This is a genomic window from Halobacillus ihumii (assembly GCF_902726645.1).
GTDB classification, from domain to species: Bacteria; Bacillota; Bacilli; order Bacillales; family Halobacillaceae; genus Halobacillus_A; species Halobacillus_A ihumii.
Genome location: NZ_CACVAO010000001.1, coordinates 3,265,528 through 3,282,653 on the forward strand (window position 1 = coordinate 3,265,528; position 17,126 = coordinate 3,282,653).

Sequence of the window (17,126 nt, forward strand, 5' to 3'; positions counted from 1 at the left end):
GGTAAGGAATGGATATAATAGAACAAATGTTCTTGTTGGGAGGGTGAGGGACAAGATGAAAGGCTGTTTGATAGTAAAAGCGGCAAAACTAAAAGTAAATGAAATTGCAGAAGATTTGGGGGAAACTTTTGGTTCCAGCTTAGTTAGTCAAAGATCGCTTAATGGGAGTATTGTTACAGTAGCAGAGATTACGAATAAGCTGGATATTTGGCAGACTGCTTTTAAGTATGAGTGTCTAGGACTCCAGACAGCATATGGATTCGCGGATGTAGAAAACGAAGCGATTTATATTGCGAATGAAAAGATGCTTCAGCGACTGGAAAAATAAGTTAAGCGCTTTCTCCTTTAGATTTAACTAATTTGGTCACACTAATTCTAAAGGAGGAATGAGCTCTTGAAGAAAATAAGTATATGGTTTTTACTCTTGATCATATTCAGTACACATGTAAGTGCAGCTGAAAGTTTATATACGGTTGAAAACAGAGATAGAGTCATGCAGGATTATGAGATCCATATTGATTATCCAGTTTTTAATGCTCTTCATAATACAGACCTTCAAGAAAAAGTAAATAAGAAAATCAGCAATCATGTGGAAGATACAATGAGGGAAGTGAAGCAAGTCGCTAAAGAATCGACTGGATTTCCTATTCTCTATTATGGAGAAGAGTTTGTAGTGAAGGAAGGTCAGGTTTTTTCTGTTGTTCTGACCTCCAATATTTCGAGAGGGGACAAATATAATTCGAATGTGGCATCCATAAATTTCGAAAACGGGAAAGATGGCCAACTCTTTACCTTAACAGATATTGTGGATATGAATTTGCTAAATCAACAAGTAAAAAAAGAGTTGAAGAGTGAGCCGGATACTTATTTTCATCAATCATTCAACTCTGTGAGAGAAGATACAGCTTTTTATATTGAAGGTGAACAGCTTGTTCTTGTTTTCAATAAGTTTGAGGTGGCACCAGGCGTATACGGAACACCTGAAATTGGCATTCCTTTAGATAAGGTAAAAAAAGATCCTCCGGCACACGAAACGAACGTTCCTTTTCCTCAAATTATCTAAAAAAGAAGCATAAGAGCACCTTATGCTTCTAACATTTCTTCTGCATTTTGCTCCATACCACCATAGTAATGAAAAAGGTACTGTTCTTTCGTGATTACAAATACATCATAAGCTGCCTCTTGCCCACAGTTAATCCTCAATACGACATCAGGGAAAATTTCGTTAGCGGTCATTACATATGGGATTTTAAGAGCAGCTTTCAATGACCGCATATTCGTACGGCGAATTTTCATGAAAACCGCTTCAATACCAAGCTGGAAAAATAACTCCTCAAAAAATAACTCTTTTGCCAGTTGATTGTATCCTTTTCCGAAGTAGGGCTGACCAATCCATGTGGCCAGGAAGCCCTTGTTGTCCTCAATATCAAAAAGATTAATTGTTCCGATCGGCTGGGCCCATTCATCTAAGATGGTGCGTGAAATTAATTCACCGTTTTCCTCCGCTTCTAATGTTTGCTTCGTCAGAAAGTAGAATTCATCACTTGAAGCAGCTTTATGACGAACATATGGAAATACTTCTGGATGAATCATCAGGTCAAACAGTGGTTTAGAATCATGTAAATCACGCCTTTTTAACATTAATAATCCCTCCCTGAGAATAAAGGAGGGCAGTCTGAACGCAGGGAAATAACGTGCTTAGTTGGTCCGGACCACCCTCGAATTTTTATCAATTGCTCACAAAAATTCGGGGTGGGAATCGAACCCACTAGAACCAGCAACTTAACTGGTGGCGCACCATTTGCCTTCCCTACACCTACGGTCAATATGACTTACGTAAGGTAATCATAATCGATTTTATTTGAAAAAGGAATAGGCACTTTTACAAATTTTAAAAAACTATTTTTTGTTTGAATTTACTTATGAAAATACGTCATTTTAACATTATAATCATTGTCCAAATTTGAGAAGCCATGAAATGGGCGGTCAAATTCCATAAGACAAAAAGGTAGAACAAAGCGAAACTGGAAAGCCGTATCGCTCATCGTTTTAAGATGGATCGTAGTGCTGTTTTTAATTCAGGGTATAAAAATGTATATCCTTGTGCTGCAGTCTTTTTGGGCAGGACAGATTGACCGTCTAACAGAAGTGTACTCATATCACCTAGAATGGCTTTTAAGGCGAATGAGGGTGCTGGGATCCAGTGGGGACGTCCAAGTACGTTACCAAGGGTTTGACCAAAATCCGTGTTTCGCTTTGGATTGGGGGCAGTCCCATTGACAGGGCCTTCAAGAGAGCTTTTATTCACAGAGTAGGAAATGAGTTCTATGACATCGTCAATGTGAATCCACGACATCCATTGTTCACCCGATCCTAAATTTCCACCTATCATAAATTTGTAAGGCATAATCATTTTTGGTAAAGCGCCCTCCTTGCCGAGAATCAGACCAAATCGAACGAAGACAGTGCGCACTCCAAAGTGTTGAGCTTTTGCTGCCCGCTTTTCCCATTCAACGACGACATTCGCCAAGAAGTCATTTCCAGGTTCCTCTGTTTCCTCTGTAAACGTTTTAGAGTCTGATTTGCCATAAAACCCTACAGCAGAAGCATTAACAAGCACCTCTGGCTTACGATCCATTCGTTCAATAAGATCGATCACGCCTTCCGTTGCTTCAATACGACTGTTCATAATGTTTCGCTTTCGCTCTTCTGTCCAACGTCCGCTGCTTAAGGATTCTCCGGCCAAGTTGACGACGGCATCTACTGAAGGCAGGTGCTCCCAGGGGGCAAACTCATCCTTTAACCAGCCGATGTGGGTTACATTTTCAGTATCATTATGGTTTTGAGGATTTCTTGTCAGTATATAAACATAATGCCCTTCATGAGTGAGTTTATCTGTGAGTTTTGAGCCTACAAATCCTGTTCCGCCAGTAATAGCAAATTTCAATTGCATTTCCTCCTTTATTTTGATCATGTAAAAAAACAGTTCGTCACAAGATCAAGTTCAATTGTTCCCATGCTACAATAAATGAGAAAGGGTGTGTTTCTTTTGCCAAAAATTACGCGAATTACGACACAAAAAAAATCAAAAAGCCGTTATAATATCTTCTTGGATCATGAGCAGGGCGAGGCCTATGGCTTCAGTGTCGATGAAGATCTCCTCGTGAAATTTCACCTTCATAAATCAATGGAGATTGATGAATCTACAATTCAAGCGTTGATCCAGAAAGATACGATACATAAAACATATACCCTCGCTATTCATTATTTAAGCTACCGAATGCGTTCAGAAAAGGAAATACGTGATTATTTAGTGAAGAAGGAAGCAGATGATGAACAGATCGATGAAGTGATGAACCGTTTAAGAACAGAGAAGCTTGTGGATGATCAAGAGTTTGCTAATTCTTTAGTCAGGACGCGAGTGCAAACGTCGAGCAAGGGACCGATTTTAGTTAAAAAAGAATTAATTGAAAAAGGAGTGCAAGCTTCTATGGCGGAAGAAGCTCTTGAGTTTTTCCCTTTTGAAAAACAAGTGGAAAAGGCATTAAAATTCGCCAGGAAGAAGATAGCCAGTGAAAAGAAGAAATCACAGCGGCAGCTCATCCAAACCATCCAGCAGAATTTGATGCAAAAAGGGTTTCAAAGCGATGCGATAAAAGAAGTATTTGAACAATTACCTGAAGAGGAGGGGGAGGATACAGAATGGGAAGCCATTGTGTATCAAGGAGAGAAATTACTCCGGAAATTCGAACGGAAAGCAGAAGGATTCGAACTAAAACAAAAGGTTAAAACCGGGTTGTATCGTAAGGGGTTCAGCTTTGATTTAATTGAACAATTTATTGAGGAGAAGATCCAAGAAGAGGAGAGAACATAGGGTTTCCATCACTAACTGATAAGGGTGATGAACCTGTGATTCTCATGGACAAGATTGAAACCGCTCAGCTATTTAACATAACTGGGCGGTTCCGAATGCTACACGAGACCTTTGTCTGCTAAGTCTTCAATGGCTTCATGCACATGGTCAACCACAGTACGTGCATTGGCTTGCACGTCAGGATGAGCAGTTGACATGGCATAGCTGTTGGGAGTGACGGCAAACATGGAAAGATCGTTGAAAGAATCCCCTATACAGGCAATCTCGTCAGGTTTTACGTTAAGGTGGTCCAATAGAGCTAAAATGCTATTTCCTTTATTAATCGATGGCGGCATGATATCAATGACATTTTTATGAGAAATAAAAATGTCGACCGTTTTTCCGAATAGATGTACAAGCTGCTTATGAACATGTGTGATATCTTCTTCACTGCCATGCAGCGTGAATTTAGAAGGCTGGATAGATTGGCCGAGCTCGTTTGCCATATTAGGATTCACAATAATTTCGTGAAAAAGCTGTCCATTAATGATATCAATCCATTCATTGTGCTCAGATGTATAAGTGTCTGTGGCAGTGGAAATCGTAGTGATCATAGGATATTTTTGAATGTTGTGCATAACGTGGTCAGCACTAGATTTCGTAAAGGTTTCTGAATGGATCAACATGTCATTCTGGCCATAAATAAACGCACCATTTTGACTGATTCTATGCCCCTTCAGTTTCATCCTTCGAAGAATTTCTGTAATTTCATGTTCCATACGTCCTGTAGCAATACCTAGTTCAATATTGTGGTTAAGTAACCATTGAAAGGAATGAATATCTTCTTGTTTAATATAATGGTCGTTGCCAAGTAATGTTCCGTCAAGGTCTGAAATGAATAATTTGATCATGAGTGGAACTCCTTCCTATTCCCAATTAAGTCGTTAGATAAAGTGCTCAGCATGTCTCCTAGTCATGAGAGGAGTCTTGTAAACACGCCTTTGCAAATTGTACAACTTCAGCCTATGAGAAACAAAAGAAAAGCCTACTTTCCACTCCTAGCTGTTGTCAAATGGGAACAGGAACTATACGATAAGAACTATAGATAAATAGAAAGTTAGTAAAAAAAGACTGGTACGATGGTGTGGAGGAACAAAAATGGATGAAGGTTTAATGATTGATAAAATATTGAATAATAATGTGGTGATTGCGAAGCATCCCTCTTATGAGGAGGTTGTCCTCATTGGGAAAGGGATAGGTTTTGGCAAGAAAAAAGGAGAGGCTGCTTCCTTTAATAAAGCCGATAAAACGTTTTTACTGCGAAACGAGAAGGAAAAAGAGCAGTATGTGAATCTGCTTCCTCATATTGAGGAAGACTTTATCGATTTTATGAACGATATTCTCTATCATATTGAAAATAGAATGGGGCAGGAGTTAAACGAGCATATCCATGTGGCTTTAACGGACCACTTAGCTTTTGCGATTAATCGGTCACAAAAAAATATGCAGTTTAGAAATCCTTTTTTACCTGAAATTGAGTCGCTCTACCCGAAGGAGTACCAGGTAGCCATGGAAGTTGTCACGATGATTTATGATAAAACAACTATTAGATTCCCTGAAGGTGAAGTAGGATTTATTGCCTTACATATTCACAGTGCGGTAACAGATAAAACGCTTCGTGAGATCAATCGCCACAATCAATTGATTACAACACTAGTCCAGCTTGTTGAAGAAACAATGGAAGTGACCATTGATCGTCATAGTGTCGATTACCATCGTTTGGTCCAGCATTTACACAGGGCAATAGACAGAGTCTATCAAGAGGAAAATACAGGGGATGAAATTCGGCTCGCTAATATGTTGAAACAAGAGTATCCAATATGCTATAATCTAGCATGGAAGTTAATCAAAGTGATGCAAAAACAGTTGAATAAGCCAGTAGATGAAACAGAAGCCATTTATTTGACGATTCATCTCCAACGGTTAACCTATAAATCTTAACGTTACGTGTTACTGACACGATCAGGCATGAGTATCGGAGATCCTTGAGGTTACCATTAGGATAAGTATATCCAGATGGACCTTTCAGGAACTCTGTACTCATGCCTTTTTTAATGGTTAACGGCGGCTGTGAGAGATGTGGGCGTCAGCCCTTTTATTTTCAGCAATTATGAAACCGTTTTATTTTTCTGACGATTGCTGTTTTTCATCACTAATAAAACAAATAGGAGGAGATTCACTTGTTTAAAAATGCATTTGGAACATTGCAAAAAGTCGGTAAAGCATTGATGCTTCCTGTAGCATTGCTGCCTGCTGCTGGTATTCTGCTGGCATTTGGGACAAGCTTTGCCCAGGATGACTTTGTAGAAAAAGTTCCATTTTTCGGCACGCCATGGGTTCAAACGTTACTTAAAGTCATGGCAGAAGCCGGTGGAGTTGTCTTTGATAATTTGCCATTACTGTTTGCGGTAGGTGTGGCCATTGGTTTGGCGAAAGGAGACGGTGTTGCCGGCTTAGCTGCTATCATCGGTTACCTGATTATGAATGTTGTAATGGGTGTGCTGGGAGAAGTTACTCCTGAAATGACTTCAGATCCTGCTTATGCCGAAGTTCTAGGCATTCCTACGTTACAAACCGGTGTGTTTGGCGGGATTATTGTCGGTATATTAGCGGCCTCGATGTACAATCGGTACTACAATATTGAGTTGCCGCAGTTCCTTGGTTTTTTTGCTGGAAAACGTTTTGTTCCGATCATTACTGCTTTCACGTCTTTATTCTTAGGGATTATTATGCTTTTCGTATGGCCTTACGCACAATCTGGCCTAAACGCTTTGTCCTACTTAATGCTTGAAACCAATCAAACCATTTCTGTATTTTTCTTTGGTGTCATTGAACGTGCGCTTATCCCATTCGGATTACACCATATCTTCTATTCACCTTTCTGGTTTGAGTTTGGTACGTACACAACGGCTGCTGGAGAAGTTGTCCGTGGCGACCAGGCCATTTTCTTTGCACAGCTGCAAGATGGTGTTGAATTTACGGCAGGTACCTTTATGGTCGGTAAATTCCCATTCATGATGTTTGGGCTTCCTGCTGCGGCACTTGCGATTTACCATACGGCTAAGCCGGAACGTAAAAAAGTGGTCGGCGGTATTATGGCCTCGGCTGCCCTGACTTCATTCTTAACAGGGATTACTGAGCCAATCGAATTTTCATTCTTATTCGTAGCTCCGTTATTATTTGGTATTCACTGTATATTTGCTGGTTTTTCGTTTATGATTATGGAAATACTAGGTGTCAAAATTGGACAAACTTTCTCGGGCGGTTTGATTGATTTCATCCTCTTTGGCGTACTGCCTAACCGTACCGAGTGGTGGTGGGTCATCATTGTAGGGCTTTGCTTCTCCGTGATCTATTACTTTGGTTTCCGCTGGGCGATTCTTAAGTTCAACCTGGCTACACCTGGACGTGAAGATGAAGCAGAGGATGCCGATGATGATGGCGAAGTAGGTGATTTACCATTTGAAATCCTCGAGGCTATGGGTGGTCAGGAAAATATTGATCACTTAGATGCATGCATCACACGACTTCGTGTATCTGTAAATGATAAAGGTAATGTGAATAAAAACCGTTTGAAAAAACTTGGAGCTTCAGGCGTTATGGAAGTTGGAAATAATATTCAAGCGATTTTTGGCCCCGTATCTGATACACTTAGAGGGCAAATGCAGGACATTATTGATGGCAAAACGCCTCGGTCCAGGGAAGATGTAGCTGAGATTGTCAACGAAGCTAAAAGTGCAGAAGCTCCCGTTACAGCAGGTGACTTAGAATTTGTCAGCCCTATCCAAGGACGTGTGCTTCCTATTACAGAAGTACCCGATGGAGTGTTTTCTGGTAAAATGATGGGGGATGGTTTTGCAATTGAGCCGAAAGATGGTAAGATTGTTTCGCCTATCAATGGTAAGGTGCTTAATGTTTTCCCAACGAAACATGCGATCGGTCTTCAAGCTGACAATGGGATGGAAGTTCTGATTCACATTGGAATTGACACCGTCAAACTTAAAGGAGAAGGCTTCACGTCACTTATAGAAGAAGGCGACACTGTTAAGCAAGGACAGGCCTTAATGGAAGTGGATCTTGACTATGTGAAGGCACATGCTCCTTCCATTGTGACGCCAATCGTCTTCACAAATTTAAGTGAAGAACAGTCTGTGGAGCTGAAAGCAACGGGTGAAGTTAAGCGAAACGAGCCTGATATTATTCAATTAAACAAATAGAAGGAGCGAATTTTCATGGCAGAACAAACAGTAACAATTACTTCAGGGGACGGGCTGCATGCACGTCCAGCAACAGCTTTAGTTCAAATCGCCGGTCAATATCAATCTGATGTTAACCTTGAGTACAAAGGCAAGTCTGTAAATATGAAATCCATCATGGGCGTTATGTCTCTAGGGATTCCAAATGGAGCTGAAGTGAAGTTTACAGCTGAGGGTTCAGATGAAGCGGAAGCGATTGAAGCAATTGTCGCTAAAGTAAAAGAAGAAAAACTTGGAGAGTAATATAAAAAAGGCTGGTCATTGCGATCAGCCTTTTTTATACATCCAAATTATTTATCTATAAGTATTTCCTTGCGGCCATCATCTTCCTGGAAAATCTGCTGAGCTACTCCTTCAGGACCTTTTAGTACATCAGGATTTGGAACATGGGTACTTTCCTGCCAGAAAGGTGTGTTCATACCGCCCATGTATACCGCTGTAGCTGACATTTCCTCGCCTTCCCATTCTTGGTGAAGACTCTCGGTGAAACCGCGAACTGCAAATTTAGACGCACAATAGACGCTTTCGTTCGTCTTCCCTCTTAAACCCGCTGTAGAAATAATGTTAAGCACTCGTCCATTTGAATTCCTTAGCAGGGAAGTAGCTTCCTTAGTCATAAGAATGGTACCTTTCACGTTTGTATTAAACATTTTACTAATATCTTCTTCGTCATAGGATTCTACATTTTTAAATATTCCCAGACCAGCATTGTTAATCAGGACATCAAGGTGGCCAAGCTGCTTAATCGCTTCACTTACAGAAGCAGGCTCAGTGACATCGCAAATTAATACTTCTGCACTGCCCCCTGCCTTGGTGATCTCGTTTTTAACAATTAGCAGTTTGCTTTCTGTTCTGCCTGATAAATAGACATGATAGCCGTTATGAGCGTACTGATGGGCAAGAGCTCGTCCGAGACCTGTCCCGGCTCCAGTAATTAATACGTTTTCCATTTTCCAATCCTCCCATATAAATCTCCTCACCATTTCTATTGTGAACAAATCCTGCTAAAATGTAAATAGATGGACTGAGTTGTTCAAGACTCATTCATGGCCTTAAGGGATTACTAACACAAGCTGAATGGTTATAAAGGAGAATGGATGTGGAGAGAAGATATAGCGATCTTAGTTATGAGGAATTAAGGTCAGAAATTGCAGAACTAAAAGAGAAAGCACTCAAAGCCGAGCAACTTGGAATGGTGAATGAGTATGCCGTTCATGAACGAAAAATTATCATGGCAAAATCGTATATGATGGACCCGAATCAATTTAAAGCAAACGAGGTTTATCAAATCGACGGAGACCCGGCTCATACATTTTTCATTGAATATATGAATGGGGTATTTGCCTGGGGATACCGTATGAGCCAACAGGGAGAACGAGTGGCCAACAAGGAAGAAGCTCTTCCTATATCCATGCTTAAGGAAAAGTAAGTAATTAAGTGGGGAAACCTGTACACTAAAAGTAAGTGTACAGGTTTTGTATATTACATTCTTTTACGCATTTGAACTTCTGTGATTCGTTCAGATTGCGTTTGTACAGTTTCACCATTTACCCTGTCTCTCAAGTTTTTTGTCCCTCGGTGGGGGAAATGTTTTTTGCCTTTATTGTGAGACATATTAATATTTCCCTCCCTGGTTCACTTCACGTTCTCGTGATTTCAGCGCACGCTCTTGGGGGTTAGAGTTTATGCTGCCATCGGGGCGTAAAGCTAAAAATTCACTTTGATCCTCAGGAGCACTGGTCATTTTCTTATTTGGAAATCCTTTTGCTTTGTTACGCAATGTTCATTCCTCCTTGTCCACCAATCTGTGAACAAGCTTAGTATATGTCATATCCTCAGTGCTATGTGCTACAATAACAAATAAACATTGCCACTTTTTTGAGGTGAAAACGATGGAAGATACTTTTCAACGGCTGGCTGAACATTTGTACGAAAAAAATGGTCATTTAACAATTGATGAAGCACGAACATGGGTGGAATTACTTTGGGAAGATTTTGAAACGACCCAGGCTAAGGCAGGGCGACAATATAAGGGCAAGCAAATGACTGAACAGATCGTGGTAAGATGGATTGAGAATTATGGTCCAAAACTCCATGAGTTTATTGCGACAAATCCTAAATATAAAGAACTGTTAAGAAAAAAAAGGTATCTGCATTAGGAAATCCGTGCTGCGGTCAGCACGGATTTCTTACTTGGGGATGGCTATCCTTTCGATTCTGGCGCGATCGATAGCTTGTTTTGCAATTTTTCTTCTGTAAATACCCATCCAGTATACGAATTCAATATTTTAAGTTCATCGTCTCCATGCTCATCATCAATTTGCGCAAGCGCTACAAATGGATAACGGCCTTTTGACCGATACCGTAAGTCGGTGAAGCGTACTTCCGTGAATTCATCAAAGTAATTAATATCGTAACGATATACCGGTGAAAACGATAAAAAAGCTTTGATATTATGATCGGTTAATGCCTTTTGAACTACCGGATCTTGGTAATCAATGACCTTGTTTATAAATTCGTCTTGAATGGTAATGTGCCCATCAACAGCACGCCCGACGTAATAATGAGTTTTAGTTGTAATTGCGATACGCCAAACATTTTGCTTCATCGTCGGCGAAGTTGCTACCTGTTCCACATCGTCAAAATACTGATGGACCATTTTAACGAGTTCACGTTTTTCGAAATATCGTTTAACATAGTAAAGGGCGATCACAAAATAGACAATCAGCCACGTATATCCTGGATTAGCGCCTAAATTCCAGGCGACGATACCTGCTAAATGCATCGTAAAGATATATGGGTCAAAGGTGTTGATGAACCCATAGGCGACCCATCTTTTTGTAAAGGGACGATAAGCCTGGGTCCCATACGCGTTAAATACGTCTACAAATACATGAAGTATAACGGCTAGAAATGTCCATAGCCAAAGGTGGAAAAAGTTCACCTCAGGAGTGAATAAATGTATAAGAAATGGGATGCCAAGTCCCCATAAAATAACAGCTGGGATCGAGTGGGTAATTCCACGGTGATGACGAATATACACAGCGTTATTTTTAAGTTTAAGGATCGTATCGAAGTCGGGTGCTTGAGACCCTGCGAGTGTCCCAACTAATACAGCGTTAAATAACATAGGGTCTGTTTGGACCACAGGATCCAGTGTGGCTAATCCACCCAATGCGACCCCCATGACTACGTGTGTACCAGTGTCCATTAAAGCTACCTCCTTTGGCAAAAACGGCATAATCTATAGTGTACACGAAGGATGATGTATGATGAAAGTCGAAGAAAGAATTCCTCAGATAATGCAGCATTTTAACGAGCAGCATTTTAGGGACCAGTTAATTAACTGGTTTAATAAAGAGCAGCGGATTCTCCCTTGGAGAGAAAATCAAGACCCTTATCGTGTCTGGGTATCAGAAATTATGCTCCAGCAGACACGTGTTGATACAGTTATTCCATATTATAATCATTTTATGACTCTTTTCCCAACTCCTAAAGATCTTGCAGATGCGGACGAGCAGACCGTTTTAAAAGCATGGGAGGGTTTAGGGTACTATTCCCGAGCTCGTAATCTTCAAAACGCAGTGCGTGAGGTAGTCGAGGATTACGGAGGTATTGTTCCTGAGGAGAAATCCCAGCTAAAAAAATTAAAAGGTGTAGGCCCATATACGCAAGGGGCAATCCTCAGTATTGCCTATGATCAGCCAGAACCGGCAGTCGACGGGAACGTTATGCGTGTGCTGTCACGGATTTTATATATTGAAGATGATATTGCTGTCCCTAAAACACGGAAACTATTTGAAGGTCTTGTATATGAGCTGATTTCAGAGGCAAATCCATCTGCATTTAACCAGGGATTAATGGAGCTGGGTGCCCTCATTTGCACCCCTAAATCTCCTTCCTGTCTGCTCTGTCCTGTTCAGGACCAGTGTCGTGCATTTGCGGAAGGGATCGAGTCAGAATTGCCTATTAAGACTTCAAAGAAAAAACAAAAGAAAGTCCCTTATCTCGCTCTAATTATCGAAGATGAAAATGGTAATATACTCATCGAAAAGAGACCGGATGAAGGTCTTTTGGCTTCGATGTGGCAATATCCTATGGTACCAATGGACGACTTGGATAAAGAGAGCGGGATGCATTGGTTTTATGGTGAATATGGATTAAAAATAGAATTACAATCAACCGTAGACCATGTGAAGCATGTCTTTTCTCACTTGATTTGGGAAGTGGAAGTTGTTCGTGCAAACATAGTCGGTGGTGGTCTTGATCGACAAAATGCGCAATTTGTATCGAAGGATAATATCGAAAGTTTTCCATATCCTGTATCACACCAAAAAATTCATCAACACACTCTTACACAATAGCTATAACGTTCTGTATCTAAAGCTTTGCAGGTTTCTTATCACTCCTGCATAGCTTTATTTTTTTACAATTTTTAGTTCAGTTTATGAGCAGCAAAACACACCAATTTTTAAGGTTATGACAAATTTCGACTAAAGTCATACGCATCTTTTCATCTTCTTATTATTATGACTTTTTCAGGCTGTTTTATGCAGTAATATAAGGGTTTAAGGGTAAAAAATGACTATAATAGCTAAACATGTAACATAACTGTAACTTAAATGTAACGAAACGTGGTGAAGCTTGTCATATCAAGGAAAATGATAGATTACTAGTCTATTATTCATGTTTAGGACTATTTACAACTAAAACTAATTTATGAATAATAGAAAACAGAGTAAATAACAGAGAGGGTTTTACGATGAACAAAAAACAATTGGCTACTGCTGTTGGGGGAACTTTAGTAGGAGCGTCACTTTGGGGAACGACAGTTTTTGCGGATGAATTACATAAAGTAGAATCAGGCGATACTCTTTGGGAATTAAGTAATAGATACGGTTCTTCAGTCTCAGAACTTAAGTCATGGAACGATATAAATAGTCATCTTATTTTCGTAGGTCAGTCTCTTGTTGTAAGTAAAGATGGTTCTTCAGCAGATGAATCTGCTTCCAGCAATGAAGGCACAACGAGTACATATACAATCAAAAGCGGTGACACTTTATCAGGAATTGCAAGTCAATATAACGTTTCTGTAAGCAACTTGATGGCATGGAACAACTTGAGCTCTTCTTTAATCTTCGCGGGTGATAAGCTGTCCGTTAATGGCACAAGCGATGCTTCTGTTTCACGTCCTTCCAGAGAATCAACGGCCAGTGATAACGTTAAAAAATACACTGTGCAGCCTGGTGATACATTATCAGAGATTGGGTCACGTTTTGGCGTAGGCGTTTCTTCCCTGAAAAGTTGGAATAACATTTCTGGTCATATCATCTATGTGGGACAAACGCTAAGCTTAAAAGGATCAGCCCTTACGGATAAGGTTGATACATCATCTAATACCCCTGAACCAGAAGTTTCAAACTCTGGATTAATTCAGGAAGCTAAACAACATCTTGGCACGCCTTATCAGTGGGGCGGAGAGTCTCCGGCAGGATTTGACTGCAGCGGTTTCATCCAATATGTATTTGAGCAAGAAGGAATAAGTCTTCCACGTACAGTTGCTTCTATCTATGCTGACAGCCGCTTAGACAGTGTTTCTAATTTGCAAGTAGGAGACCTTGTCTTCTTTGAAACGTATAAGCCAGGTGCTTCTCATGCAGGGATTTATGTTGGCGGTAATCAGTTTATCCATTCAGGTTCTTCCGATGGTGTTGAAATTAGTTCACTTTCTAACCCATACTGGAGCCCGCGTTATATTGGAGCAAAACGCTTCTAAACATAATTGCTTTCTCATAAGAGCGCTTCTTCGGAAGTGCTCTTTTTTTATTGTGCTTTTTTACACTGGAATTATTAGTTATAAAAAAAGATGCGAAAAAATGAGAATGAAATTGGTGTATCTGCGCACAATAATTTTTGCGGAGGTGATTATGATGGCTAAACAACCCAAACAAGCGGGTAAACAAGCAGCTGGTACTGATGCACAGCAGGTTCGTAAGCAGAACCAACAAGCTGCCCAAGGTCAGGGCCAATTTGGTACTGAATTTGGTGCAGAACAAACAAATGCACAGCAAGTACAAAAGCAAAATCAAAAATCTCAGGCTAAGAAAAAATAACCTGAGTTCCGATTTAGCTTTTCAGGCTGCTAGTTAGCCTGGTATCAAACTCCCGGAAGCCGTCCAACTGTGGACGGCTTCTTCTTTTTTATCAAATGAAAATCCGAACTAAAAAATATAGTTGGGTGCATACAAATCGCTACGAAAATATACTTCGCTTTCCGCGGGCGGCTGTTGAGTCTCCTCGTGCTGACGCACTGCGGGGCCTCACCTAGGCCTTTCCTCCCGCAGGAGTCTCCGTATATTTTCTCCGCTAAGACAGCACCGTTCATATTTTCACTTAAGATTGTTTGTTAAGACTCGAGCAGGGGAAGTTTGGCTTTAAGGATGTTCGACTAAAACCGGCACGTCCTGTCCCGACGTCGAACGACCCTACGCTTTTGGCTTTTAAACCCAATTGTTTTCATTCAGTATCGATTGTCGTTATAATAGATAGAAGGTGTGACTCGGGAAAATAAAAGGGAAGGGGAGATGAGTATGCCCGGCCCCGCCGCTGGAAAGCGAATCGAAATTAAAAGTTATAAACATAATGGATATTTGCATCGTGTGTGGGAAAGCACAACGATTTTAAAAGGAACGAGAAACGTAATAATTGGAGCGAATGACCGTACAAAAGTAAAAGAGAGTGACGGGCGTACGTGGATTACACGTGAACCAGCTATTTGTTACTTTCATTCAAAGTATTGGTTTAATGTAATAGGCATGCTGAGAAATGATGGGGTGTACTATTATTGTAATATCAGTTCCCCTTTTATATATGAGGATGAAACGATTAAATACATTGACTATGACCTGGATGTGAAGATATTTCCAGATATGACGTTTAAACTGCTTGATGAGGACGAGTATGAAATACACAAACGTCAAATGAATTATCCTCATGTTTTGGATCGGATTCTATATAATAATGTAGACACTCTTGTTCGATGGGTCAGGCAGCGAAAAGGTCCGTTTTCGCCAGAATTCATTGACCAATGGTATGAACGTTACTTAACATACCGATAAGATTATTTTATTGCGCACTGTAATGGTGCGCATACTTATGGTGAAGGAAAATAGGTGATATAGTTTGGATAGTATTAAGCGCTACTTAGCTTTTGTTAAGCCATATAAGAAAAAGATTGCTCTGACTGTATCTGTCGGAGTTGTAAAATTTTCAATTCCATTATTGATGCCGTTGATTATAAAATATGTGATCGACAATATCATTAATTCGGAATCATTAGGACAATCTGAGAAAATTGATCAATTACTGCTGCTTATGGGCGGCGCCTTTTTTGTGTTTCTGATCTTACGTCCTCCTATCGAGTACATTCGTCAATATTTAGCTCAATGGATCGGAAATACGATATTGTATGATGTGCGGGATAAACTGTTTGATCACATCCAGAAACTTAGCTTGCGATTTTATTCACAAACTAAGACCGGTGAAATCATTTCTCGTGTTATTCATGATGTGGAGCAGACCAAGACCTTTGTCATAACGGGGTTAATGAATATTTGGTTAGATATGTTTACAATTGTTATTGCTATTATTATCATGCTTACTCTTGATCCTTGGTTAACACTGGTATCTGTCGCACTGTTTCCGTTATACGGGTTTGCTGTGAAGTTTTTCTATGCAAGGTTACGGAGACTCACCAGAGACCGTTCTCAGGCGCTTGCTGAAGTTCAAGGTCATCTTCATGAACGGGTTCAAGGCATGCCGGTTATACGGGGATTTGCGCTTGAAGATTATGAACATGAACAATTCGATACACGCAACTCAAACTTTTTAGATAAAGCGATTAAACATACGAACTGGAATGCTTACACGTATTCCGTTACGAATACCATTACTGACCTGGCACCTTTGCTCGTGATCACTTTTGCCGGCTACCAGGTAATTACGGGGGCTTTGACGGTAGGTACAATGGTAGCGTTTGTCGGATATATGGATCGTGTTTATAACCCGTTAAGACGTTTGGTTAACTCCGCTACTGTCTTAACACAATCCATTGCTTCCATGGACCGAGTATTTGAATTCTTTGATGAAAAATACGACATTGTAGATAAGAAGAACGCCAAACGGTTAGAACACGTTCACGGTGATGTAACGTTTAAAGATGTATCGTTTCGGTATGATGAAGATGAACCAGATGTGTTGAACGGAGTGAACCTACAGGTCGAAAAAGGGGAGACAATCGCCTTTGTCGGCATGAGCGGGGGCGGAAAGTCAACATTAATTAGTTTAATTCCTCGTTTTTATGATGTTACAAGTGGCCAAATCTTAATTGATGGTCAAGATATTCGGGATGTGCAAGCTCGTTCTCTACGTGACAAGGTGGGAATGGTGCTTCAGGATAACATTCTGTTTAGTGAATCGATTGCTATGAACATTAAGATGGGCAATCCCGACGCTACGGAGGAAGAAATGATTGAAGCGGCTAAGGCGGCTAATGCTCATGACTTTATTATGAATTTGCAGCATGGCTACGATACGTTAGTCGGCGAGCGCGGGGTGAAACTTTCTGGCGGTCAGAAACAGCGTGTTGCTATTGCCAGAGTGTTTTTGAAAAATCCTCCACTGTTAGTGCTTGATGAGGCCACGTCGGCATTAGACTTGGAAAGCGAAAGTCTCATTCAATCAGCGCTTGAACGTCTGGCTTCTGATCGAACGACATTTATCGTGGCACACCGGTTAGCGACGATCACCCATGCGGATCGTATCGTTCATATCGAAAACGGCGAGATCGTAGAAGTAGGCTCACATGAGCAATTAATGCAGCAAAAAGGTCATTATTATGACTTGTATCAGGTTCAGCAGCTTGATGATCAGAAAACAGAATATTTGGGTACGTAAAG

At 40.5% G+C, this 17,126-nt stretch carries 19 protein-coding genes; 13 read left to right on the plus strand and 6 right to left on the minus strand.

What is annotated here, in order from left to right; genetic code table 11:
• The first annotated feature begins 55 nt into the window (after positions 1 to 55).
• Positions 56 to 328, plus strand: a complete 273-nt coding sequence (locus tag G6R08_RS16210) for a hypothetical protein (protein WP_163529355.1) — start codon at positions 56 to 58, stop codon at positions 326 to 328.
• Positions 329 to 394: 66 nt separating this feature from the next.
• Positions 395 to 1,063 carry a DUF3298 and DUF4163 domain-containing protein gene (locus G6R08_RS16215; protein ID WP_163529357.1) on the plus strand — a complete coding sequence of 223 codons (669 nt, stop codon included), beginning with the start codon at positions 395 to 397 and terminating at the stop codon, positions 1,061 to 1,063.
• Between the two features lie 20 nt (positions 1,064 to 1,083).
• Here G6R08_RS16215 and G6R08_RS16220 read toward each other — a convergent pair whose 3' ends face one another.
• A complete protein-coding gene (locus G6R08_RS16220) occupies positions 1,084 to 1,641 on the minus strand; it encodes a GNAT family N-acetyltransferase (protein WP_163529359.1) in 558 nt (185 codons plus the stop codon).
• Positions 1,642 to 2,041: 400 nt separating this feature from the next.
• Positions 2,042 to 2,947 carry a TIGR01777 family oxidoreductase gene (locus G6R08_RS16225; RefSeq protein WP_163529361.1) on the minus strand — a complete coding sequence of 302 codons (906 nt, stop codon included), beginning with the start codon at positions 2,945 to 2,947 and terminating at the stop codon, positions 2,042 to 2,044.
• A 93-nt stretch (positions 2,948 to 3,040) separates the two neighbouring features.
• On the opposite strand from G6R08_RS16225, the gene recX reads away from it, so the two are divergent.
• A complete protein-coding gene (recX, locus tag G6R08_RS16230; protein ID WP_338035441.1) occupies positions 3,041 to 3,874 on the plus strand; it encodes a recombination regulator RecX in 834 nt (277 codons plus the stop codon).
• Positions 3,875 to 3,972: 98 nt separating this feature from the next.
• On the opposite strand, the gene G6R08_RS16235 is transcribed toward recX, so the two are convergent.
• Positions 3,973 to 4,764, minus strand: coding sequence for an HAD family hydrolase (locus G6R08_RS16235; RefSeq protein WP_163529365.1), 792 nt, complete (start codon positions 4,762 to 4,764; stop codon positions 3,973 to 3,975).
• Between the two features lie 247 nt (positions 4,765 to 5,011).
• On the opposite strand from G6R08_RS16235, the gene glcT reads away from it, so the two are divergent.
• From glcT to G6R08_RS16250, 3 genes are all read left to right on the plus strand, one after another.
• Entirely contained in the window at positions 5,012 to 5,854 is an 843-nt protein-coding gene (gene glcT / locus G6R08_RS16240; protein WP_163529367.1) for a glucose PTS transporter transcription antiterminator GlcT, read from the plus strand.
• A 287-nt stretch (positions 5,855 to 6,141) separates the two neighbouring features.
• Positions 6,142 to 8,130: a glucose-specific PTS transporter subunit IIBC gene (gene ptsG / locus G6R08_RS16245; protein WP_420810424.1), complete on the plus strand. Its 1,989-nt coding sequence runs from the start codon at positions 6,142 to 6,144 to the stop codon at positions 8,128 to 8,130.
• Positions 8,131 to 8,145: 15 nt separating this feature from the next.
• The gene (locus G6R08_RS16250) at positions 8,146 to 8,412 is read left to right on the plus strand and encodes a phosphocarrier protein HPr (RefSeq protein WP_079526677.1); all 267 of its coding nucleotides are present in this window, start codon (positions 8,146 to 8,148) and stop codon (positions 8,410 to 8,412) included.
• 47 nt (positions 8,413 to 8,459) lie between these two features.
• Here the strand turns inward: G6R08_RS16250 and G6R08_RS16255 are convergent, their stop codons facing one another.
• Positions 8,460 to 9,119, minus strand: coding sequence for an SDR family NAD(P)-dependent oxidoreductase (locus G6R08_RS16255; RefSeq protein WP_163529371.1), 660 nt, complete (start codon positions 9,117 to 9,119; stop codon positions 8,460 to 8,462).
• A 143-nt stretch (positions 9,120 to 9,262) separates the two neighbouring features.
• Between G6R08_RS16255 and G6R08_RS16260 the strand changes: the two genes are divergently transcribed.
• A complete protein-coding gene (locus G6R08_RS16260) occupies positions 9,263 to 9,598 on the plus strand; it encodes a YfhH family protein (RefSeq protein WP_163529374.1) in 336 nt (111 codons plus the stop codon).
• Positions 9,599 to 9,784: 186 nt separating this feature from the next.
• Here the strand turns inward: G6R08_RS16260 and sspK are convergent, their stop codons facing one another.
• Positions 9,785 to 9,949, minus strand: a complete 165-nt coding sequence (sspK, locus tag G6R08_RS16265) for a small acid-soluble spore protein K (RefSeq protein WP_079526682.1) — start codon at positions 9,947 to 9,949, stop codon at positions 9,785 to 9,787.
• A gap of 112 nt (positions 9,950 to 10,061) precedes the next feature.
• Between sspK and G6R08_RS16270 the strand changes: the two genes are divergently transcribed.
• Positions 10,062 to 10,328, plus strand: coding sequence for a YfhJ family protein (locus tag G6R08_RS16270; protein ID WP_163529375.1), 267 nt, complete (start codon positions 10,062 to 10,064; stop codon positions 10,326 to 10,328).
• A 44-nt stretch (positions 10,329 to 10,372) separates the two neighbouring features.
• On the opposite strand, the gene G6R08_RS16275 is transcribed toward G6R08_RS16270, so the two are convergent.
• Positions 10,373 to 11,380, minus strand: coding sequence for a metal-dependent hydrolase (locus G6R08_RS16275; protein ID WP_163529377.1), 1,008 nt, complete (start codon positions 11,378 to 11,380; stop codon positions 10,373 to 10,375).
• A 61-nt stretch (positions 11,381 to 11,441) separates the two neighbouring features.
• On the opposite strand from G6R08_RS16275, the gene mutY reads away from it, so the two are divergent.
• The 5 genes from mutY to G6R08_RS16300 all read left to right on the plus strand — a co-directional run bounded on the left by mutY (position 11,442) and on the right by G6R08_RS16300 (position 17,124).
• Positions 11,442 to 12,533, plus strand: a complete 1,092-nt coding sequence (mutY, locus tag G6R08_RS16280; protein ID WP_163531367.1) for an A/G-specific adenine glycosylase — start codon at positions 11,442 to 11,444, stop codon at positions 12,531 to 12,533.
• A 398-nt stretch (positions 12,534 to 12,931) separates the two neighbouring features.
• Positions 12,932 to 13,945, plus strand: coding sequence for a C40 family peptidase (locus tag G6R08_RS16285; RefSeq protein WP_163529379.1), 1,014 nt, complete (start codon positions 12,932 to 12,934; stop codon positions 13,943 to 13,945).
• 154 nt (positions 13,946 to 14,099) lie between these two features.
• On the plus strand, positions 14,100 to 14,282 hold the full coding sequence (locus G6R08_RS16290; protein ID WP_205439475.1) for a gamma-type small acid-soluble spore protein: 183 nt from the start codon (positions 14,100 to 14,102) through the stop codon (positions 14,280 to 14,282).
• 477 nt (positions 14,283 to 14,759) lie between these two features.
• Positions 14,760 to 15,287, plus strand: a complete 528-nt coding sequence (gene ntdP, locus G6R08_RS16295; protein WP_163531368.1) for a nucleoside tri-diphosphate phosphatase — start codon at positions 14,760 to 14,762, stop codon at positions 15,285 to 15,287.
• Between the two features lie 64 nt (positions 15,288 to 15,351).
• The gene (locus G6R08_RS16300) at positions 15,352 to 17,124 is read left to right on the plus strand and encodes an ABC transporter ATP-binding protein (RefSeq protein WP_163529383.1); all 1,773 of its coding nucleotides are present in this window, start codon (positions 15,352 to 15,354) and stop codon (positions 17,122 to 17,124) included.
• Positions 17,125 to 17,126 lie beyond the last annotated feature (2 nt).

Bases quoted from the DNA above. Each gene is read 5' to 3' on its own strand.
- G6R08_RS16260 (WP_163529374.1), top strand. From the start codon at position 9,263: ATGGATGTGGAGAGAAGATATAGCGATCTTAGTTATGAGGAATTAAGG.
- G6R08_RS16250 (WP_079526677.1), top strand. From the start codon at position 8,146: ATGGCAGAACAAACAGTAACAATTACTTCAGGGGACGGGCTGCATGCA.
- G6R08_RS16255 (WP_163529371.1), bottom strand. From the start codon at position 9,119: ATGGAAAACGTATTAATTACTGGAGCCGGGACAGGTCTCGGACGAGCT.
- G6R08_RS16290 (WP_205439475.1), top strand. From the start codon at position 14,100: ATGGCTAAACAACCCAAACAAGCGGGTAAACAAGCAGCTGGTACTGAT.
- ptsG (WP_420810424.1), top strand. From the start codon at position 6,142: ATGCTTCCTGTAGCATTGCTGCCTGCTGCTGGTATTCTGCTGGCATTT.
- G6R08_RS16285 (WP_163529379.1), top strand. From the start codon at position 12,932: ATGAACAAAAAACAATTGGCTACTGCTGTTGGGGGAACTTTAGTAGGA.
- G6R08_RS16235 (WP_163529365.1), bottom strand. From the start codon at position 4,764: ATGATCAAATTATTCATTTCAGACCTTGACGGAACATTACTTGGCAAC.
- G6R08_RS16270 (WP_163529375.1), top strand. From the start codon at position 10,062: ATGGAAGATACTTTTCAACGGCTGGCTGAACATTTGTACGAAAAAAAT.
- glcT (WP_163529367.1), top strand. From the start codon at position 5,012: ATGGATGAAGGTTTAATGATTGATAAAATATTGAATAATAATGTGGTG.
- mutY (WP_163531367.1), top strand. From the start codon at position 11,442: ATGAAAGTCGAAGAAAGAATTCCTCAGATAATGCAGCATTTTAACGAG.
- G6R08_RS16210 (WP_163529355.1), top strand. From the start codon at position 56: ATGAAAGGCTGTTTGATAGTAAAAGCGGCAAAACTAAAAGTAAATGAA.
- G6R08_RS16220 (WP_163529359.1), bottom strand. From the start codon at position 1,641: ATGTTAAAAAGGCGTGATTTACATGATTCTAAACCACTGTTTGACCTG.
- ntdP (WP_163531368.1), top strand. From the start codon at position 14,760: ATGCCCGGCCCCGCCGCTGGAAAGCGAATCGAAATTAAAAGTTATAAA.
- G6R08_RS16275 (WP_163529377.1), bottom strand. From the start codon at position 11,380: ATGGACACTGGTACACACGTAGTCATGGGGGTCGCATTGGGTGGATTA.